Source organism: Carboxydocella sp. JDF658, assembly GCF_002049395.1.
Classification (GTDB): domain Bacteria; phylum Bacillota.
In genome coordinates, this window is sequence record NZ_BDLR01000066.1 from 1 (window position 1) to 21,079 (window position 21,079).

At 49.3% G+C, this 21,079-nt stretch carries 17 protein-coding genes, 2 pseudogenes and 1 CRISPR repeat array; of the genes and pseudogenes, 2 read left to right on the plus strand and 17 right to left on the minus strand.

Annotated features, from left to right (window positions below; translation table 11 throughout):
- Positions 1 to 666 (plus strand): selenide, water dikinase SelD (gene selD, locus JDF658_RS10080; protein WP_079907499.1); only part of this gene is annotated, 666 nt, incomplete at its 5' end.
- 27 nt (positions 667 to 693) lie between these two features.
- On the opposite strand, the gene JDF658_RS10085 is transcribed toward selD, so the two are convergent.
- The 17 genes and pseudogenes from JDF658_RS10085 to JDF658_RS10160 all read right to left on the minus strand — a co-directional run bounded on the left by JDF658_RS10085 (position 694) and on the right by JDF658_RS10160 (position 20,511).
- Positions 694 to 1,368, minus strand: coding sequence for a M48 family metallopeptidase (locus tag JDF658_RS10085; RefSeq protein ID WP_079907501.1), 675 nt, complete (start codon positions 1,366 to 1,368; stop codon positions 694 to 696).
- 235 nt (positions 1,369 to 1,603) lie between these two features.
- Positions 1,604 to 2,457 (minus strand): annotated as a pseudogene (locus tag JDF658_RS10090) (reverse transcriptase domain-containing protein); the annotation flags it as partial.
- A 386-nt stretch (positions 2,458 to 2,843) separates the two neighbouring features.
- A complete protein-coding gene (gene istB / locus JDF658_RS10095) occupies positions 2,844 to 3,317 on the minus strand; it encodes an IS21-like element helper ATPase IstB (protein ID WP_278308121.1) in 474 nt (157 codons plus the stop codon).
- A 3-nt stretch (positions 3,318 to 3,320) separates the two neighbouring features.
- Positions 3,321 to 3,566, minus strand: a complete 246-nt coding sequence (locus JDF658_RS14960; protein ID WP_278308120.1) for a hypothetical protein — start codon at positions 3,564 to 3,566, stop codon at positions 3,321 to 3,323.
- Positions 3,554 to 5,065, minus strand: coding sequence for an IS21 family transposase (istA, locus tag JDF658_RS10100; protein ID WP_079907503.1), 1,512 nt, complete (start codon positions 5,063 to 5,065; stop codon positions 3,554 to 3,556). The genes JDF658_RS14960 and istA overlap by 13 nt, the downstream gene beginning before the upstream one ends.
- 169 nt (positions 5,066 to 5,234) lie before the next feature.
- Positions 5,235 to 7,105: direct repeats of the CRISPR family, unit length 36 nt; unit sequence TTTCAATTCCCAATGGGAATTAGGAGATGTTTAAAG.
- Positions 7,106 to 7,343: 238 nt separating this feature from the next.
- Positions 7,344 to 7,619 carry a CRISPR-associated endonuclease Cas2 gene (gene cas2 / locus JDF658_RS10105; protein ID WP_079907504.1) on the minus strand — a complete coding sequence of 92 codons (276 nt, stop codon included), beginning with the start codon at positions 7,617 to 7,619 and terminating at the stop codon, positions 7,344 to 7,346.
- Entirely contained in the window at positions 7,619 to 9,232 is a 1,614-nt protein-coding gene (locus JDF658_RS10110) for a CRISPR-associated endonuclease Cas4/Cas1 (RefSeq protein ID WP_079907505.1), read from the minus strand. Before JDF658_RS10110 ends, cas2 begins: the two co-directional genes overlap by 1 nt.
- A 59-nt stretch (positions 9,233 to 9,291) precedes the next feature.
- A complete protein-coding gene (cas3, locus tag JDF658_RS10115) occupies positions 9,292 to 11,505 on the minus strand; it encodes a CRISPR-associated helicase Cas3' (RefSeq protein WP_159446616.1) in 2,214 nt (737 codons plus the stop codon).
- Positions 11,502 to 12,149, minus strand: a complete 648-nt coding sequence (gene cas5, locus JDF658_RS10120; RefSeq protein ID WP_079907508.1) for a CRISPR-associated protein Cas5 — start codon at positions 12,147 to 12,149, stop codon at positions 11,502 to 11,504. Before cas5 ends, cas3 begins: the two co-directional genes overlap by 4 nt.
- Positions 12,150 to 12,161: 12 nt before the next feature.
- Positions 12,162 to 13,103: a type I-B CRISPR-associated protein Cas7/Cst2/DevR gene (gene cas7i / locus JDF658_RS10125; RefSeq protein WP_079907509.1), complete on the minus strand. Its 942-nt coding sequence runs from the start codon at positions 13,101 to 13,103 to the stop codon at positions 12,162 to 12,164.
- Entirely contained in the window at positions 13,084 to 14,691 is a 1,608-nt protein-coding gene (locus tag JDF658_RS10130) for a hypothetical protein (RefSeq protein ID WP_079907511.1), read from the minus strand. The genes cas7i and JDF658_RS10130 overlap by 20 nt, the downstream gene beginning before the upstream one ends.
- A 95-nt stretch (positions 14,692 to 14,786) precedes the next feature.
- Positions 14,787 to 15,686, minus strand: coding sequence for a hypothetical protein (locus tag JDF658_RS10135; protein WP_079907512.1), 900 nt, complete (start codon positions 15,684 to 15,686; stop codon positions 14,787 to 14,789).
- A gap of 2 nt (positions 15,687 to 15,688) precedes the next feature.
- Positions 15,689 to 16,345, minus strand: coding sequence for a type III-A CRISPR-associated RAMP protein Csm3 (csm3, locus tag JDF658_RS10140; RefSeq protein WP_079907513.1), 657 nt, complete (start codon positions 16,343 to 16,345; stop codon positions 15,689 to 15,691).
- Positions 16,342 to 16,833, minus strand: coding sequence for a type III-A CRISPR-associated protein Csm2 (gene csm2 / locus JDF658_RS10145; RefSeq protein ID WP_159446617.1), 492 nt, complete (start codon positions 16,831 to 16,833; stop codon positions 16,342 to 16,344). Before csm2 ends, csm3 begins: the two co-directional genes overlap by 4 nt.
- 5 nt (positions 16,834 to 16,838) lie before the next feature.
- Positions 16,839 to 19,202 (minus strand): type III-A CRISPR-associated protein Cas10/Csm1, encoded by a 2,364-nt coding sequence (gene cas10, locus JDF658_RS10150; RefSeq protein ID WP_079907517.1) that lies wholly within the window; start codon positions 19,200 to 19,202, stop codon positions 16,839 to 16,841.
- A 15-nt stretch (positions 19,203 to 19,217) separates the two neighbouring features.
- Complete coding sequence (cas6, locus tag JDF658_RS10155) at positions 19,218 to 19,994, minus strand: CRISPR system precrRNA processing endoribonuclease RAMP protein Cas6 (RefSeq protein WP_079907518.1); 777 nt, start codon at positions 19,992 to 19,994, stop codon at positions 19,218 to 19,220.
- Between the two features lie 112 nt (positions 19,995 to 20,106).
- Positions 20,107 to 20,511 (minus strand): RDD family protein, encoded by a 405-nt coding sequence (locus JDF658_RS10160; RefSeq protein ID WP_079907520.1) that lies wholly within the window; start codon positions 20,509 to 20,511, stop codon positions 20,107 to 20,109.
- Positions 20,512 to 20,868: 357 nt separating this feature from the next.
- Here JDF658_RS10160 and JDF658_RS14845 point away from each other — a divergent pair.
- A pseudogene (locus JDF658_RS14845) lies at positions 20,869 to 21,079 on the plus strand (selenide, water dikinase SelD); the annotation flags it as partial.

Below are 21,079 nucleotides of genomic sequence, written 5' to 3' on the forward strand. Positions count from 1 at the left end.
GCCGCTGAAGCAGGTATTAGCATTGTAGGCGGCCACACTGTTTCGGACCAGGAGCCCAAATACGGTCTGGTTGTCACCGGGATAATTCATCCCGACCGGATTGTTACCAATGCCGGCGCCCGACCAGAAGATGTTCTCTATCTCACCAAACCCCTCGGCCTTGGTATTATCACCACTGCCCACAAGCGGGATCTGGTTCCTCCCCCCATCCTCGCTGAAGCCGTAGAAGTGATGGGGACTTTGAATAAGGCTGCCGCAGACGCAATGGTGAAGGTAGGAGTCCACGCCTGCACTGACATCACCGGCTTCGGTTTTCTCGGCCACCTCTTTGAAATGATGGCAGGCAGTGGCACGGGAGCCGAAATCGAAGTCAGCCAGGTTCCAGTTTTAGAAGCTGCCTGGGCTTTTGCCAGCCAGGGAGTAGTACCAGGTGGCACCCGTAAAAATCTGGCCTACTTGCAGGATAATTTACAGCTGGATGGAGATTTCAGCGAAGATACCCTGCTGGTGCTGGCCGATGCCCAGACTTCGGGCGGACTGCTCATCGCTGTAGCACCGGAAAAAGCTGAACAGCTGGAGCAGGAACTGGCTGCCGCCGGAGTAGCCACAATCGCTCGTATTGGCAAGGTAACAGAAGCAGAAGCGGGAACCATCATTTTGCGGTAAAAAAAGGAGGGGCTTTCGCCCTTCCTTTTACATTAACTCCAGTAGCAGCTGGTTTTCCCGTAACCATTGCTTTTGTTCCTTATAATCAGGCATTATTTCCCCCACGCGTGCCCAGAACTGTCGGGAATGATTCATAAATTCTATATGTACCAGCTCATGCACCACCACATAGTCAATTACCCGTAAAGGTGCCATAATGAGGCGCCAGGTAAAATTCAGGTTACCTCTGGAACTGCAGGAACCCCAGCGTTTCCTGGCCCCGGTTATTTTAATAGAATTAAATTTTATTCCTGTCAGCTGTGAATAATACTCAGCCCTTGCTGGCAGAAGCTTTTTGGACTGTTCTTTATACCACTGTTTTAGCAACTCAGCGGCTCGTTCCTGCTGGTCTTGCGGAAAATAGAGCTTATAATCGTGCAAAAAGATATTCTCACAGCTATCTGTGATCGAGAAAATGTATTTTTCCCCCAGATACCAGAGCTCATCCCCTGTTTTAAATTGCAATGGTTGATAAAGTTTTTGCTTCAGTTCAATTTCCTGCAGTTTTTCTCTTATCCATTTTTCTTTGTTCTGTACCAGATCTTTAATAATCTTTAATGGCAGCCTTTTAGGTGCCCTAATGATAAGGCTGCTATCTGTCGCTATTTCAATAGCGATAGTTTTCCGATTAGAGCGTATAATTTTCTTGATTTCTATCTGCATTGTCTACTCTCCCTCATAAAGTTGAATCCATTATAACAAAAAAGGAGTAAACTGCCAATTATCGGGGCTACTCCTTAACAATTTTTTTCATCAATCAGTTTTCCATCTTCTGAAAAGCCTTCATCACCGGAATCAGACGCCTTAAAAACAGTATGTTTATGCTGAATCGAGTAGAAAAGGGTGATTAACCCCCGTCCTCTCACACCACCGTACGTACCGTTCGGTATACGGCGGTTCACCAAGCTTGACGAATGCGATGATAACGTTCAGTTAAACTCTTCAAGCCCTGACTATGCCAGTAGGCATTGTTCAGGGCGTTATTTAATTGTCGAGGCATACGCCAGTAGCCTTCACGGGCATTAGCCATTATGTGGACTACTCGCTCCGGTAGGCCCAGGGTCCGCAGTTCACGGTATCGGGTTCGGACACGTTTCCATTGTTTCCAGACGCACATCCGTAGCCTTCGCCTTAGCCACCCTTCGATTTCCTGGAATACGCTCGGCGTTTCCGCCAGCGCATAGTATCCTACCCAGCCTCCAAGGTAGGCATTGATGCTCTTGATGCGGTCCGAAATCCTCTCTTTCCACGGCCTATCTACCGCACTCTTTGTCTCGTTTACTTTGAGTTTTAACTTGTCCTCCAGGAAGGATTTAATGCTCTCAAACACCCACTCTCCGGCTCGCTGACTTCGGACGTAGATGTTACAGTCGTCCGCATAACGCACGAATCTATGTCCTCGTCTTTCCAGTTCCCGGTTCAGGTCATCTAGCATTATGTTAGCCAGCAATGGACTCAATGGTCCTCCCTGGGGAGTGCCTTCATCGGTGTCCATTACTACCCCGTTGACATTACTCCGGCCTGAAGATAGCGGCGGATAAGTTTTAGTACCCGCTTGTCTTTGACTTTGCGGGCAACACGGGCCATCAAGATGTCATGGTTTACCCAGTCGAAGAATTTCTCCAGGTCCATGTCTACCACCCAGGTATATCCTTCCTCTGCGTACTTCCTTGCCTGTCTGACCGCATCATGTCCCCTGCGTCCAGGTCTAAATCCATAGCTGTATGGGGAGAACTCCGGGTCAAAGAGCGGTTTATAGGTTCCCGTGAGAAGTTCTTCCCTGATTCTGTCCCAGTGCTCCCGTACATAGTCCCGGAGGTCTTTTACCGTGACCTGGTCGGGCCGGAGGTTTGCCGCCGACTTCCTTCAGATTCCACCTCACGGTGGACACCCTTGTCTTAAGCTACGGCTACTGCTACCTTCGCCGTTCGGGACTTTCACCCTATAGACAACGCCCATGCCGGGCGCACGAAAAAGACCCGGCATAAGCCGGGTTTTCTTACTTCCGTTTCAATTCCCAATGGGAATTAGGAGATGTTTAAAGGGATGATGGCAGTCCCAGATCCGGTGATGTGTGTTTGGCAAGTAAAAAATCATGCATTTGGAAATTTATTTTTCCAGCACCCCAACTTACATATTTAGCAATTTATGGTTGAGTGTCTAAGCCTATAACTACTTCCGGTAAACATCAATAGATGACTATGATGAATAACTCTGTCAATTAATGCACTAGTAAGCTTTTCATCATAAAATATGCTATTCCATTTACTGAACTCAAGGTTGGTAGTAATAATCAGGCTTTTCTTCTCGTAACATTCCGAGATTACCTGAAATAATAATTGTGAACCTTCTTTTTCGAAAGGAATATAGCCCCATTCATCGCAAATGAGCAGATCTAAATTCTCAAGTTGTTTAAGAAATTTCTTCAGCTCCCCGGTTCTTTTGGTTTCCAGCAGCTGATTAACCAGAGCTGCAGTTCTGTAAAATTTAACTTTCTTAGCTCTACTACATGCCTCTACACCTATGGCTGTTGCCAAGTGTGTTTTGCCAGTCCCGACCGGCCCATATAATATCAAGTTTTCCTTCTTGTTTATGAAGGCGGCCGTCTTAATTGTTTAAGTATCGATACTGTTAGGGATTTGTATATCATCAAAAGAGTAGTTCTCAAAAGTTTTGATCACATCAAAACAGGCATTTTTTAACAGCCGGTTTTTAAGATTAATTTCCCTGGCTTCAACTTCCATACGGAGGAGCTTTTCGAGGAATTCTTCGTGTGTTTCAGCTGTTATCTTTTTGTAATTTTCAACTATCCTGCCTCCAAATTTCAGCTTATTACAGTGCTGGATTATCAGTTCTTCCATCCTGCGTCACCTCCCTTGAGAAGGCAATCGTAGGATGAATTATCTACGCTATAAGGCGTGATGTCCGGAATTTTATCACCCAGTTTAATTTCACTGGCTGCTGGCGATTGATTAGTCATTGTGTAAAATGTAGCCCATATACTATCCAGATCGGTCAAGCCATGTTTTATCGTTGTTTCAAAAGCCTTAGTAGCGGTATGGATATCAGTTAAAGCAACCATTTTTGATAATACTTGTAGTGCTGCTTTCTTTTGCTGGTATTCGCATCTCTCGAAGTAATCCTGTATAGTTTGGGGCAATTCTTTAAAAAAGCCGCTGTATTTAAGGGCTGTAGGTCTTTTTGCCATTAGCTTTAGGTATGGTAGCCATTTCATAGATTCTTTCTGCTCACCGTAAAGCCGCTTGTGTTTTTCTATATAGCGATAATCCTGATCGAGAATTACTATGTCAAAAGCACTGGCTTTTATCCAAACTTGCTTGCCCGCATATTCAGGGCTTGTGGAATATATACGGTTGTCAAATTTAACTTTGCCGTAATTATCAGCTTTGGCCTTTTCTAGCTTATAGACTTCAAATTCTTTTTCCGGAAGCTTAAGCATAGCTTTCTTATCTTCCAAAAACAGTTCAGCTATAGTTTGTTTTTTCTTATAGTGCTGCCTATTCATTTTTATGTCAGCTAGTTCCAGTAGATTTTTGTTGTACTCTGCCATATCCTTAAATTCCGGAATTGGAACAAAGAAGTTTCTGCGGTGGTAACCCACCTTGCTTTCTACAGATCCTTTTTCATGCCCGCTATTGGGGTTACAGAAATTACATTCAAAACCATAATGAAGAGCAAATCTTTTGAACATCTCCGTTAGATCACGTTCCCCATGCTTTTTAATAGTTACTACAGCTGCCGATAGATTGTCCAACCATATACGATCAGGAACGCAGCCAATATGTTCAAAAATATTTTTTAAACCAGTTAGAAAGCTTTCCTGGTTTTCGCTCTTGAACACCTGTGTGTATCCACCATTACTGTAAGGAAAAGAGACATTTAAGTAATGACCTGTAATTTTAACGCCATTTTCTATAAATTCCGCCTGTCCAAAATCCACCTGGGCTTCTCCGGGCGGGTGTTCTAGTGGTAAATACCCTTCTTTCTGCCCGAAAAGTTCCGATTTCTTTTGAGCAACGTAGGACCTAACAGTGCGGCTCGAGATTTCAAACTCTTCACCGAATTTTTCTTTAAGCCTATCATATACCCGTTGGGCAGTATGTCTCTGTTTGGGCTTTGCCTTTAAATCTTCTTGTAACCATTCATCAATAAGATATTTGTATGGTTCAAGCTTGCTTTCCCTTTGCCGTCTTTGTTTTACCTCATTAAAATCTTCTTTATTGACGTATTTCTTAACTGTAGCAAAATCATGCCCAGTATCTCTGGCGATACTTCTTAGAGATTTTCCTTTCCTAATTGCCTGAAATCTGATATTATAGATTTGATCCATTGCTAGCATCCTTTCTTTACCCCCTTTAGCCTAGTCAACTAAAGGGTACAGTTTTTGAGGGGTGCCGGCAATGTTTTTTTTCCAGTTTTGTGCTTGATTTTTAAATTTCCATTTGCTTGATTTTTATTTTACCGAAAACAAAGATTAAGTTAGCTAATGAGTTCCACCATATTGTAAGTTTCAATTCCCAATGGGAATTAGGAGATGTTTAAAGTACTGCCACGCACCAGTCAAGTTTATAGCCATTGGGTTTCAATTCCCAATGGGAATTAGGAGATGTTTAAAGTACTGCCACGCACCAGTCAAGTTTATAGCCATTGGGTTTCAATTCCCAATGGGAATTAGGAGATGTTTAAAGGCATTGGGTGATGACCGCATCTTCAAAACAAAAACCGTTTCAATTCCCAATGGGAATTAGGAGATGTTTAAAGAGCTCAACCGCAAACGGCTCATGGAGCTGGTAAGGTTTCAATTCCCAATGGGAATTAGGAGATGTTTAAAGGATGTTCTCATGGACTTGTTGGATGCCATCGGCAAAGTTTCAATTCCCAATGGGAATTAGGAGATGTTTAAAGGGGGGGAGGTGGTCGCCATAGGCGGTTTTATAAAGTTTCAATTCCCAATGGGAATTAGGAGATGTTTAAAGGAAGAGGTAGAGCAGTTTATCAGGGAACATAGTGAGTTTCAATTCCCAATGGGAATTAGGAGATGTTTAAAGTAAAATTGTTAAATAATTATTGCTCTTATCAAAATGTTTCAATTCCCAATGGGAATTAGGAGATGTTTAAAGCAGACGCCGTGGAGGAATGGGCCCTGAACCATGCGGAGTTTCAATTCCCAATGGGAATTAGGAGATGTTTAAAGTATCAACTCCAGCTGAGGAAAACGAACTGCCATTTGTTTCAATTCCCAATGGGAATTAGGAGATGTTTAAAGAGCTCAGCTTATGATGCATTGGGTAACTTTTACAACAGGTTTCAATTCCCAATGGGAATTAGGAGATGTTTAAAGACGACTAACCTGCTCTCTGCAAATCAGCAGAGTGTAGAGACGCTTTCAATTCCCAATGGGAATTAGGAGATGTTTAAAGGGTAACCCGGACTTGGACAGAACCACTGAAGCGGTCTTTCAATTCCCAATGGGAATTAGGAGATGTTTAAAGCACTGGATGGGTCATAGGTGGCGGCAAGCCAATCCCTTTCAATTCCCAATGGGAATTAGGAGATGTTTAAAGGCCCTTTGGGAGGAGGGTGGAGGCAACACAAATACCGGCTTTCAATTCCCAATGGGAATTAGGAGATGTTTAAAGTGCCAGACCAGAGCAGAAATAGGTTCTATCAGGACAACTTTCAATTCCCAATGGGAATTAGGAGATGTTTAAAGTGGTTGGTCAACGCATCCGGGAACTTAGAAAAGAAAACTTTCAATTCCCAATGGGAATTAGGAGATGTTTAAAGGTTTGTCCACCACGTCTGCATGGTCAAGCTCCTCGCCTGCTTTCAATTCCCAATGGGAATTAGGAGATGTTTAAAGAGTGGTTGCATTAACCTGCCACCTCCCGCAAGGTGAACTTTCAATTCCCAATGGGAATTAGGAGATGTTTAAAGACCGGTGATGCACAGGTCATCGCCGGACCACAAGGCTTTCAATTCCCAATGGGAATTAGGAGATGTTTAAAGAGTCGGCAAAAACAATTGGAGTTATAACAAAATATACTTTCAATTCCCAATGGGAATTAGGAGATGTTTAAAGCATCTGCTGGCCCAGGTTGGGGTTACACAAAAAAACTTTCAATTCCCAATGGGAATTAGGAGATGTTTAAAGTTGTACTCGGCCGATTTTACGTTTACCGTCCCTCGTTTGCCTTCTTTCAATTCCCAATGGGAATTAGGAGATGTTTAAAGATAAACGAAACAGGTTACTGGCCGGCCGTCAGGCTCTTTCAATTCCCAATGGGAATTAGGAGATGTTTAAAGGGGGTTTTGTTGGAATTGACGCAAACAAATATTTTTCTTTCAATTCCCAATGGGAATTAGGAGATGTTTAAAGAGCGCCCCTCTGAAAGTCTTGATAATCAAGGCTTTCAGAGCCATTTTGCGAGAGGTTATTCTAAACCCCATATATAATGACATTTCAAAAAATCTAAAATCCAGCAAACCCTTGATAATGCTGACTCGAGAGGGTCCCGGCTTTTCTGCCAACCTCCAACCTCTCGCAATATATTTTACACTATCCCACTCTTCCAATCAATACCTTCTGCAAAAAAAATTTCCGGTTGACCCGGAAATTATATTATTATGTCTCCTTCTCCGTAAGGAACCGGAGTGCTGCCCAACCTTAGTATATCCTGTCGGCAATGGCCACACTGGCGATAAAAGATAATACTATCCTCGTTTTTCATCAATCGTTTCAAACTATACTGGAGTTGTACTATTTTCTCCTTCGTTAAGACAGCCTCAAAAACAGAAAGCTGAACTGGTGTGGCATAATCTTTCAAAATCCTGTAGATCTTGTTCCTCCGTCTGTCATCCCTGATATCATAGACGATTACATAATGTTCCATTATCTGACCACCATTGCCTTGTACTCCTGCAGCTCCCCGGTCATTACCTTGGCCAGAAACCTTGCTTGCAACTCAATAACCCGCCGGTAACTGATCCGATAGCGAAATACTGGATGGGTTATTTCTGCCGCCAGTCTTTCCTGAAATGCCCGAAAAAAGATTTTTCTGCCCTCTTCCGTCAGGTAAACGCCGCCAAAACGATTTTCAAAATGTTCCTTACCTAACATCCGGTTATTCAGCACTGTAATGACAACGCTATCAGCCACTAAGGGCCGAAACTCCTCCATCATATCCAGTGCCAGTGCTGGCCTGCCATAGTGATTGCTGTGAAAAAAGCCCAGGTAAGGATCAAGGCCGACCCGCATCAAACTGCTCAAAACTTCTTTCACTAGTAGAGTATAGCCGAGGCTCAACAATGCATTGACCTGGTCCCTGGGTGGTCGTCGATTACGGCCTTGAAAATCAAAGGGCTGATCTTCACGTAGTAGATAACGCCAGCTTTGAAACCAGATTCTCGCACCCAACCCTTCATACCCCAGCAGACTCTCCTTGCTCTGAGCTTTCCTGGCCTCATTGACTATCATGTCCAGCTCATCGATTGCGATTTTCAGCTCTTCTTTAGACCGTCGCCTGTATCTTTGCAGCAAGGCCCGGTAGTTATTCAGCTTGCCTGCAACTACCTCCCGGGCCAGGGTCAAAGCAAAACCCTCCTCCTGGCTGCGTTGAAACTGCGCCTGGCGCAAGAAAATATTTTTGTTCAGTACCGGTTGCAACCAGCCCCTCAGGTTTCCTCCCGAAGTCAGAAAATAAACATAGATTTGGCGATACAGCAGTTCCTGGATTAGCGGGCTGCTCAAACTGCCATTTCCCACCACAATGATTTCATCAATAGCCGCCAGAGGTATATCAGCTATTTTTTCCCTGGCTTTGGTTACGACTATCCTCTGCTGCTCTTTGCGCAAAAAAGTGTCATAACCTTCCACATACAGGGTCCGTCCCAGGTTCACAGCTGGTAGTGGGCGTACCGGTTTTCCCCCTTTCCCGTACAAAAAGCTAATTTCCGCCGGCAGACAGCGGGGTGCCAGACTGCAGCCATTGCACCTCTCATCATTGACCGGCTCAGGAGCTGTCTGACTCTCCATGATCTGGCGCGCTCGTTCCATCGCCTGCCAGGTAATTGAACGCAGCTCGGGCGTAAACTCCACCAGCCGCCGCGAAGCAGAGGCCGCATAATAGATGTACCCGTACTGGATTGACCGCTGCAATTCCTCTTCCAGTAAAATGGCCTGGCAACAAAGCTGGACATCATCATTGATGGCGGCTTTAAGTTCACCTTTCTTGAATTCCACCGGATAGACCTCGCCATCCCTGCTTTCCAGGACGTCGATTATACCGGTGATCCCGTATTTATCGGAGGAAATCTGGATATTACGCCACTGTTCTCGCTCCTCCTGGTGCCGATACAGGCGTTGATTTCGAATATCATCCTGCTCCTTGCCTTCTATCATATGATAATTGCTGTCCTGCGCCTGTTCCACCACTCGATACCAGAAATTCCGCGGACAATACAAAATTTCCGCCACCGCTGCAACTCCCAGATGAAATCTATCCATAAAAAACCCTCCTCCAGTCAAATGGCTTCTATTACCATTTTTACCGGAGGACTGTATTCTTAAACATTAAATTCATAACCAAATTTATTGTCATAAGGGTTATTTAAGATACATACACCTTTTAGCCACTGGCACTCTAACTTACTCCGGCGGATTTTGCCCAGACTTACCTGGATCACTCTGTCCTCATAATCCTTCTCATCCCAGAGGGAGGCCGGCACTGTCGGCACAGTTATTACCTCACTGTGGCGGACCCGGAATGCCCCCTGGCTGGTTTCAGCTTCCTCATCTCCGTAGCGCTCCCGGGGCGTGCGCCCGAACACCACATCCTCCAGCACCATCCTGTACATATCTTCATTCTCCAGCCGTGGCAAGACCTGATAAACAGCATCCACCCATCTTTTACCTTCCGTGTAGGAGAATGCAACCGGGATGTTCTCCCAGGTCAACTGCAACAGCCCTGCAGTGTATGGCAGGGTGGTTCTGGGCTCACGCCAGTCAACCGGGAATATATAGGCTCTGTATCGGAAATCATCAGGAAGGTAAACCCGCTCGGCGCAGTAGCAACAGCCGCACTCCTCTCGCCACGGAGTCCGTCCCCGTCGATGCATACGGCCAAAGCGCTGAATGAGAGCGTCCGCGGGGGCAAGCTCTGTATACATTACATCAGCAGAGATATCCAGGCTTAATTCACACACTTGAGTGGAGACAAGCACCACCCCGCCCTTATTATCCCGGAAACGTCTGCGAATCAATTGCTCTTTTTCTTGGCGATCGGCCCTGGTGAATTCCGAATGGTAACAGATTACCTCCAGCTCTGGAAATTGCGCGGCCAGGGTACGGGCAATTTTTTTGGCCCGTTCCACCTGATTGACCACAATCATCTGCTTGCACTCGCGGTTTTTCGCTACCAGTTCCAGCAGCTCCTGGTTTACTTCACCAGCCGAAACCATCTCTTCCCGGGCCTTCACTATCTCTAGCGGTAACTCCTCCTGTTCCTGCTCCAGCACCAGGTAACCCAGTTTTTGCAGTTGCTCCCGCATCACCCCAGGTATTGTCGCCGACATGATGGCATGGGGAATACCCAAAGTTCGCAGAAAACTGGTGGCCTGTCCGATTTTCTGCAGGGTAAACTGGTCATAGTAGTGGATTTCATCGAAGACTACCGCTGCTGTCATCAGGTTTCCAAACGCCCGGTCAGCATAGCGATAGGAATGCAACAGGGAATAGAGCAGATGGTCGACAGTGGAGACATTGATCGGTTTCTGGTAAAAGGTGTTGAAATAGCGGACTTCCTCTATCTCCTCCTCATCCTCCAGCTCCTGCCTGAGCACGCTGTCAATATCACTGTGATATATCCCCGTTGCCCCTGCCGGAAAACCATATTTTTCACTCAAATCCCAGTACAGGGAGTTGGAGGTAAACTGAGTGGGCAATGTGAAGATTATGCGCTCACACTTTCCCTCCTGCCAGAGTTTTTCCGCCCATAATAGTGCTGCCCCCGTCTTGCCGCTGCCACATCCTCCCTGAATGACCAGGAAGGGGGCCGTGGTTGCCGCCGCCTGTTCCTGGATAGCATTTGTCTGCTTTTGCCACTTATTCCGGTTCTGGTTGAAGGAATGGACGGCAGTTTGGCTTTTCTCCTCTGGATAAAACCCTTCCCCCCGGCTGGCCAGATTGTCCAGCCAGCGCAAAAGGGCATGGAGCCAGCAATATCGGGCTTTCAGTAGCAGCTTTTCTCCCGGCCTGTTCATTTCCAGGACATAGGATTTGAGACTCTCAGCCAGCTCTTTGCACTCCGATCCGCTGATCCTCCCCGGTATTCCCTTCAGTTCCGGCCAGAGCCGGGCCAGTTCCTGCTCATAAAAATCCACATTTCCCATTCCACTTATTTTGTCACCGCTAAGGCTGCCCTGATGCAACTGGCTGTGATGGCTCATCACTGCCAGCACCACCACCGGCAACCAATCCCCCAGCTCTGCCTGGGCTTTTTGTGAAAGAGCGAGAAAATAGGCCGAAAAAGGGGCATGAAAAACTCCTGGCCGCTGGTTCAGTACGATCTTCCCCTGAAACTTCCTGCTGGCCTTACCCCAGTCATGGGCCGTGAGGGCCCAGCGGGCAGCTCGGTACAGTTCCGGTTCAGAAGAATGGAGCCGCCGGGCCAGCTCGGGCCACAGGCGGCGATTCTCCTGCCAGTATTCGTCAAGTAAATTCAACGCATCATTCGTATGGTCAAGCAATGTCCGCCGCGGTTTCGCCATCAGCTCTATCACAGCAGCACTCCTCCTGCCGGGGTGGACCATACTTCCACCTCTTCTTTAAAGGCGATTTTTTCCCCGACCCAGTGGGGGCGGTAGGCGATCCCCTGCCAGCTATTGCGTTTCCCTTTGATAAAGTCCCACGGCAATTGAATAACTTCCACCGGTCCCGCCGTCACCAGTTCCGGCCGGTACACCGGGCAGTTGACCACCTGAGCAGCCACCTGCCTGCTCGCCTGAAAGCGCTCTACCGCTGCCACTTCCACCACATCATCCCCTTCCCCGAGGGAGAGAGGGAAGAAGGGGTCGAGCAGGCGGGTATAAATCCGATCCAGCTCCTTCCCTTCCCCGGCCAGCCAGATTCTATATTCAGGCTGCAGGTATTTTTCCTTTACCACCAGCGTGTCCCGGTTATCCCTGTCCCGTTTCAGGATTTTGCTCAGGGTTTCAATCCGCTCCCCCGGCCGGACTATCCCCACCGCATATTCCAGCTCTGGCAGCAGGTGGTAGGAGTCATGGGGCAGCCCCAGGGCAGCGGCCAGCAAGCCTTTGATAGTGGTAATCGGCGGCACAGGATAAGAGAAATGCATGTTAATACCCTGGGGCAGGCGAAAACTGCACCAGCCCGGCACCTGCAGGGTAGCTTGCAAAAACTCCATGCAGCTCACCTCTTACAGGTCGGCCGCAGCCACCAGTGCTTTAACCTGTTCAAAGGCGGCATAGACCGGCTGAGCCTCGATCTCCTTCTGTTGCAGCAATGCCAGCAACTCAGCTTCATTGCTGACTACGCCAGGTGTGTAACCGAAGAAATCCTGATAGCCCAGGGCCTTGTGTTCATCCAGGGTCCAGGCCAGTTGCTTGAGGTCGACTTCGCCTTTATCATTCAGCTCCAGCGCCCTCAATCCCCTCTGGTTATAGACCGGCTGCACTGTCAGCAACGCGACTTCCGGCGCCAGGGATGCGGCCGCCCGGGCCTGCTTGGCAAAACCGTTCAGGTTGTAGATGCCATCCAGCACGGCCTTAATGCGTTCCTTCCGTTCCGCCGAGCCCACATCAACGGTCACCTGCCAGCCTTTGAAGGCCTCCTCCTTGTTTTTGCCCTTGCCATTCTCCTCCTTGACCGGCTCCAGCATACGGCCGATATTTTCCAGATCCAGAACCAGGGCCAGGCGGAAGATATTTTCCATCAGTTGCACATGGGCGATGCGGTTATCTTTGGTACTGCTGTCCTCTTTCTCAAAAATACTCATCCGGGTCAGCAGGTCGGTGACGATTTCCGCCGGGATCTGGCCCAGGGCCGGCGCTACTTTCAGCGGTGACCAGCGCCGGTCACTGCCTTCCCCCGATTTGGGAGCCAGGAAACCGCGCAGGTCGCAGCCCCAGCAGTTTGCCACATCACAGCAGGGCTTTTCCGCCACACAGAGGAACCTGTTATCATATGCCCTGGCGATGGTATCAAAGAGCGCCCGTCGCACCGCCTGTCCGGAAACGTAGGGTTTGCGCCCGTGGTCATAGGTTTTCAGTTCAGTCAGATTGCCGCTGCCCTGGCCGGAGTTCAGGTTGCTCAGGTCCGTCCGGGCCAGCCAGACTACACTAATTGCTTTCATTTTCATTCATCTCTACCTCCCTTTTACTCATAGCCTGTAAGGCCGCAAAAATCAGCAATGTGTCCTTGATAGTGGTCAAATTGTCCTCATTCAGCACTGCCAGGATATGTTCAACCCGGTCCGCCCTGGGCCGCAAGACCTTGCCCTCATCTGACTTTTTCCCCTGGGCCACATGGTATTTGTGCAGCTTGAGCAGAGTATCCTTCAGGGTTTTACGGAATGATTCCACATCATGGGCATTGTTGAGGGATGTGAACAGGGCGATATCATCAGGGAAATTGGCCCCGATCACCCGGCCCAGCACCTTGACATCCTCCAGCAACTCTTTTTCCAGCAAACCGTCCACCTCCTCCAAAGCGTAAGCGATAAATTTCTCCCAGAAACCCTGGCTGTTCCAGCGCATGCCGCTGTTCTTGTCTTTCAGCAGATAGAACAGGGAACGGGCAAAACCTGTCCAGTCCCCTTCCACCAGAGCCCGGGCCAGTTGGTCACCGGTAAAGGTGCTCTTACTGTAAAGACTGGCCAGACCGGTTTTAACCAGAGTACCTTCCTTGCCATCCTCGTATTTTACCGGCTTCACCAGCTCAAACAGGCGCTGGGGCACGCGCAGATAGGAAAATGTTCCCATGATTACGTTTTGCCCTTTATTATAGGTCACCATCAACCAGCCATCCAAACTGGCCTTTTCTTCCTTTTCCCAGGGACGGACTGGCCTGGTTTTCTGTTCCTGGAACTGATTGACCAGGGTGTGATAAATCCCGATTAGGGCCTGGTAGCAGGAAACCTGACGTTCCAGCTCCTTGATGTTGGTGCGGTAACTGACCAAATCCTTCTCGAAAGGATCTAACAGGTCCAGATTCAGTTTTTGCTGGATCTTCTTGAGTACCGTCAGCTTGCGCGCCAGCGGAATGTAAAGCTGGGTATAGTCGCTGATAGCATAGGGCAAATTGCCGCTGGTAACAGCAAAAATATTGAGCAGGTTGCAGATAGGGCAGATTTTTTCAACTACAGGGCCACTGGCATAGCCTCTGATCACGTTGTTGTGATGCTGGTTGAAAAAGGGATTTTTGTTCTGGCGCATGTCATACTCCTTGCTAACGGACCTGCCGCACAGGGTACAAACATTGACAGGTTCTCCTTCCCCATTTGCTTCAGCCCAGAAGGCAGCTACCGCTCCAGGTACTTCTTCTTTCAGCTTTTTCCAATCCCCTTTTAAGCCCGGATAGTTGCGGGCCAGGGTAACCGCCGCTGTGGCCTGGGGATTGCTGATCTTGCCGGACTCTCTTATTCTCGCCTTTTCTTCTTTGCCCAGGGGAACAGCGTAATCAGGGTCATAATAGCCATCAGGCAGCAATTTGCGTTCTATACCCAGAATCTTAAACTCCACAGCCGGCCAGACCAGCCAGTTCAGCCTGCTTTTCAGATATTCCACCATTTTGTCCTTGATCTGGTCTGTCTGGTCCGGCTGCCAGCTGAGCATCAACTGGCTCTCACTCCACTGACAGCTAAAATCTCGGCTTTCCCAGAAAAGGCCCAGGTGGGTTAGCCCCCAGTCCATCCAGGGATCACCGGTTTTGGTAAGCACCAGCTCCATTTTCTCCCTCCTTTCCTTTTTTCTTGATGCCCGGTATTTGCACCAAACTTATCTTACAATAGCGTCAGTTCAGGATTTTGTCACGAAATAAGGGCTCAATCCACCCAGCGCCAGGGGAAGGTGAAGCCATAGCCGGAGTGGACAATACGGGGATCATGGTGAATGTCGGTCAACAATTTCCCGACATAAGGCCTATAGCTGCCCTTGAGCACCGTCCCCCGGGCCAGCATGGTCATCGGCTTCTTGAAGGGAAAACTGCTGATATTCTCACCGGTCCGGCCGAATTTGGTTTCCACCCGCCAGTAGCCTTCCACCGGGTCAGAAGCTGATGGTACAAAAGCATTGCCCAGCAGCATGGCATCAGCTCCCTCGATCTCATCCAGCCATTCGCAGTTATCCCAGCCGATGAGATGAAACTGGCCATAGCCCCGCGCCTTCCCCTTGCCCAGACCGGTCAGCTCCAGGCTGTCCAGGATTTCCGGAAACCGGTCCAGCCACTCCGCATTGCTGCGAAGGTAAAAAGACAGGTACTCATAGCATTGATGGTTAAAATAATAGGCTTCGCTCGAATATAATGAGCCTTCCGTGCCGGTAGTACCGGTAAGGCGATTGATGGTGTTGTGCATCTCTTCCGTTTCCACAAGTACCGGCTCCAGCACATTAAGATTCAGTTCATTCCCTGCCACGTAGGCCAGATAATCCTGCAGTTTAATCCATTCTACCTTCTTTAACTTTTTTCTTGCCGCAACCTCGTTCAGATCTCCTTCTACCCGCTCGGCTGGCAAGTGGACCGGCTTGGGCAGGTAGTCCTCAGGCATGGCATCGGAGACCACAAAGGGCACATTCCCGGCCCGAAATTGCTCAAGCAACCTGTAGAGTTCCTCTTCCCCCCAGAGATATCGTACCTGCCAGAGGATCTGGCCAAAGAGGACATCGGCCCTGAGCGGCGTACAGAAACCTGCTTCAGGGATAAATTTTATCTGCATGGTTTTCACGGTTAATCACCCAATTCTACCGGTTTGCCATCGATGGTCAGGTCCTCGAAGCGGATCTTGCCATAGCCCCGGCTGCCGGAACTGCCCAGGTAATCCTTTTGCAACAGGGACAGGGCCTCCTTGATTTTGTTGATAAATAGCTGCTCATCATCGCCTTCAAAAACCCGCAAGGTGGCGAAATATTTAAACCTTGTGCCTGCCGGGACCCGTTCCTGGGTACGCAACCCACCAGTTCCAGCCTTGCCAGTTTTCCGGTTAATCCAGTTTTCTGTTTTGACTTCAGCAAAATCGATACCCGATTCCAGACGGGCCTCATTCAGCCATATCCTGGAATCTTCCGTCAAGTAGGCATCCCTGACCAATAACCTGGTTGGTCCGCTGATTTCATTTTTAAGGGAACCAAAGATTTTGCAAACATCACATTCGCCACAGGCACAGGCTCTGCCATCTTGATTGAACTTTCCGTTTTTCAACTCTAACAAGCTGCGCTGTTTTCCCTTCAGTGAAGATCCTGGGATATAAGGCTCGCGGGTGATGGGATGCCGAATGATGGGGTTATCCATGCCACCGATTTCAATATCATCTTTGCTTCCTCCGATACGGAGACCGGTCTCACAGACAATCGTCCCTTTGATTTCAATGAACTTCTTCAGTTTCATCTTCTTCCCTCCTTATTCTCCTTAAAAAAGGCCACAATCCCTTGCATGTGATTGAGCATGGCCGCAAAGTGCCTATCTGATTTGATCGCTTCATTGATGTTCTTCTCGATTATGGTCACCCAGATCTCCGGCACTGTCTCCCTTTTGGCACTATACTCGGCATTCTGAATCATGGTCTTCAGCCTGATTGCTATTTCCGGCCAATCCTGGTTTGCCCGGTATAGCCCTTCTATGGCCTTCATCTTGGCATAAAATTTTCTCAACCCGGTTGATGTCATTTTCCCGGTCCAGCTCAGGTAGTTGGCGATTTTTCTGGCTTCATCGACGACAAGATCGATGCGTACCTTACCCCTGTCATCTATCAGGCCGTTTTTCAGGTAGGTATCACTAATATAAATTTTTATCTTCCGTTCACAATCCCGGCAGAGAAAATTTTTGTTGCCTCTATCCTCCTGCCTGCACTCATAAAAATTAAAACATTTACCCAAAATACTCACCTCCTGGTATATAGATAGGCCAGCCGTACTACCACCTCGATATCTTCCATCGCCGGATAAATCCCCTGTCCTTGTCCCTGCTGTATCAGCCCCAGGGCCCATTTTTTCACTTCCGGATCCGCTTTGCCGGACAGGTTGCGCACCACCTGGTAATACAGCAATGGCACAAATTTCAGCCCCAGAGGATCTCCCGTCTGCCGGTAATGCCGATACATACCGGCAAACTGCAGGAGATACCGGAGAAAATTGGTAGAAAGACCCGTCTGCTTGTCCAGCAGCCAGTTACCCACTTGAGCTGCTTCATCCCATACTCGGTCCAACTGCGGCCAGGTCAGCGCCCGCTCCAGCAGACCCAGGCGATCCTTGCCGCTGTCCTTGGCCAGCTCCAGCTGGTGCTCCGCTCTCGCCACCCCGCGGGCCAGGGGCAATTGCGGTTTGGTCAGGCTCAACCCCACTGAAAAGGTCAGGGCCGGATTCCGGCCGGTGTAGTCGGCAAAAGCCCGGCGCAGATCGCTGACCAATCCCAGGGATTCACTCCAGGGACAAAGCAGCAGGAAGTCATCACCACCGCTATATACCACATAACTGTAGGGATAATTGGTAGCGAGGAAATCCTTGAGCCAGGCGGAGAAAAAGTAATCCAGCATCCGGCTCAAGGTGGCCAGCCGGGAGATGGAAATGCGTTCACCCAGACCGCGGCTGAAAATATAGCCCAGGTTGTCCACATCCCCTTTCAGATAAGCGATCATTTCCTTGCCATCGGCCAGGCGGGCCAGACAGTCCAGCGGCAGTATGTCACCCTCCTGCCAGCGGCAGTCTCCGCAATCATCCTGCAGTTCACAATCCTTTTCCACCCGGGCCGCATAGTTACCCAGGCCCTTGTAGAAGATATAACCGCTTGTAGCTTGATACAGCCTGTCCAGGCCCAGCACAAAGGTCGCCAGTTCCCGGCCATCGCCTTTGTTGCCCAGTTCGCCGTAGAGCCCGGGGGCCAATTCAATACGATTAGCTGCCGGCTCATTGTAGAGAAGCAGGCTCCGCGCTGACGGCAAATCCGATCCCACGCTTTCCAGTCTCTGGCAATCAATACAGGTGTCCTTCTCATCTATATGTGCCCTCATACCACAAACCTTGCAGGGAGCCCTCTCCGGCAACAAACCGAGAAAGGCCTCTTCCTTCCAGCCGTTATCCCTTTGCAATCCGCCTGCCAGCGGGCGCAGCTTCTGCTGGCCCAGCTGCTGAAAGACCCGGCGATAGACCAGAGAATAGTCCTTGAATTCGCCGTCCTCCACCTCGGTCCAGGCCAGATTCCAGCGCAGCAGTCCCTGAAACTCCCTGAGGGACCAGCGGTCCAGTTCCTGCCGGAAATCTGACAGGGCCGCCTTGACCGCTCTTGTATTGGGCAGCAGCAAATGGACGGTTCCGCCTGATACCTGCAGGATATTGGCAGGAGTCACCCCAGCCAGTTGTACCAGCTTCAGGGCCAGGGCATCGGCCATCACGGCCAGACGGAAAGAGCGGGCACGCAGGGATTTTGCTACCCCTTTGATCCCGATCCGGTTGACCCCGAGGATATAGTCCTGGATTCCCGACAGGTCAGCAATCAGATGTAGGCAATGGCGCTGTTCCCGGTTGATCTGCCCGGTATCCCAGCTGCCCCCTTCCTCATGGAAACGGTACATACAAGCAGCAATGGCGGCACTGGTACGCAGATGATCATACAGGGAAATGTCCGGAATTTCCTCCTGGGTATTGGCCGGTATGCACCAGGTATAGCGCTGCAGCAAAAATTGCAGTTGGGTAAAGAATGCTGCAAAATCCAGGCCTGGCTGCTGGCATATCTCGGCACACTGACTGCTGAACTCGGCCACCATGTTGGCCAGCCGGTTGCGATCGATTCTGGTCTCAGGCACCGGTTTGACTGCCGCCGGCGCCAGCGGTGCCACCTCATACCAGGTCAGCCGGTCCGCTTTTTTACCCTCCACCTGGATAGCGCTGAAAACACTGGCCAGGGGCTGGGTCCGAAAATCCTTCGCCACCGTATCCCCGCGCTCTGAGGAGGAAAGATTATCAGCCTTGCTGACCAGATAGCCCAGGGGTCGGAAACGTTCATCTATCGAAGCTGGCCTGTATTGCTCAGGGGTCTGGCGATTATCATGGTGCTTGAGCACCAGCTCCTGCCAGAGCCAGGGATCCACCTGGCCCTCGAGGTACTGTGCCAGCTTGCTCGCCCACATCAATGAATGCTCCTGATGAGTTTTTCGTAACTGCTGTTCCCCGAAATCTGCGCGCTGGATAAATTTGCCGATATCGTGCACCAGCGCTGCCAGAGTGACAGTCTGGAACATCAATTCATTCACAATCCCTTTCACCTCCTATTCCAGCCTGGTGGCCCGGGTATCCCCCAGACCCATGGTTGTCTTGTAGCCCACCCCCGCCAGAGCAGCATAGCGGGCCAGGGTGTCCAGATGTACTCCCATGATTTCCTCCTGGCCTTTGGCCAGCTGGTACTGACAGTGGCCGGTAAACCCGATAATCTTGTATGAACCGAAATCCACCATACCGGTTTTCAGCTCATAACGAGCCACCTGCAGAATCTGGTCAAAATCCAGCTCGGGAAATTTACCGTTCGTAAATGCGTTCCATTTTTCAGTCAGGCTGCCAAACACTTCTTTCGGGGTAGGAAACAAAAACTGTTTCTCCACCTGGCGAAAACTGGTATGGGAGTTGAAATGCAGAATAACCGCGCGCTGGTATTTGGCCGTCCTCATCAAATCCAGATAGCCGAAACCGCTGGGATAGATGAGTTTGGTTTTCTCGAGCCAGAAACTGGCCGTTCCCAGCTGAATCGGGGCCGGAGGCAATGCCAGCAGCTTGTGCAGCAGCTCCACCATCGGTTCATTCAATGCCGACAGGGCAAAGGAATATTTCTGCTGACTGCGGGTCCACATTTTCCCGCCCTCCCGCCGGGCACTGCCGATCAGCGGGCTTAAGGCAAAGGGCTTGTGCTCCAGCTCGTGAAGTTCCGTCGCCGCTTTTGCATCGACCCGCGCCAGTTGATGAAAAAGCCAGCCATGTAGCTGGAGGCCACCATTGCCCTGGAGATAACCTTCTTCTAAACAAATTAAATGAAAGATCGCTTTTTGCAGCAACTATCTCCTCCTCCTTTTATTGTAATAAATTTCTACACTTTAACTTTTTTTCCTTTGTGTTTTCCAAAAATATTTTAGCAGATCCCCTGCTCAAACTTTTGTCACAAAACAGCTATTGTAATAATTTGACCACCCTGGTCTGCCCGGCCAGATCATGGAGGGTTCGCCCCTCCGGATTATGAAAATACCAGAGGTAGTCCAGGGCAAAAATCAGCCACACCCACAGCGCATTGCTAAAAAACAGTGCGCCGGGCACCAGGGACCTAAGCAACACTTTGCGTAAGTCCAGTTCGCCCTCTATCGCCACTACTTTCAGGTTGACCACCTTTTTGCCAGGAGTACTGCTATATAGAAAAAGGAAAACCGTCTCATATCCAATTCCCAGCAAATTGTTGATTACATTGGCCGTTGCTGTGTTGAACAGCTTTGAAATAATCCAGCCTGGCAGCGCCAGGATCATTGCATCAATAAACAAGGCCAGTGCCCTTTCCCCAAAACTGGCTATTCTGTACTCCATTCACCTCACCCCTTTCCCAGACCATTATAACTTCATCTCTATGTCGAAAAAGCGCACAATCTGTTTGGCAAAAAAAATTCCGGCCTAAACAGACCGGAATTGTCGTTCATATTTTTTCGAGAACCAGTACCAGAACATGGTTGACACCAGTGCCAAAGCCGCCGCCAGTTTAAACATGTTCAGCAGGCCAAAGGCCGAATAAACCAGACCGCCGCTGAAGCTGCTAACCGCTATCGCCCAGGCGGCTCCCACCAGCGCCGTGACTGGTACTGCATAACTACCTCCGAAAGCTGCTATGTACTCATGCTATTATAACAGGAAACGCCCGGAAAATAAACAAGTCCGGAGGTGCAAAAAATGACAGACAGAATAGCCCTGACCAAGCTGGCAGCCTGTGCCGGCTGAGCGGCCAAGCTCAGTCCTCAGGACCTGGCGCAGGTACTGCGCCTTTTACCGCAAATAAATGATCCCAATGTCCTGGTTGGCACCAATACCGCCGATGATGCCGCTGTTTATCGTATCAATGATGAGCTGGCGATAGTCCAGACTGTCGACTTTTTCACACCCG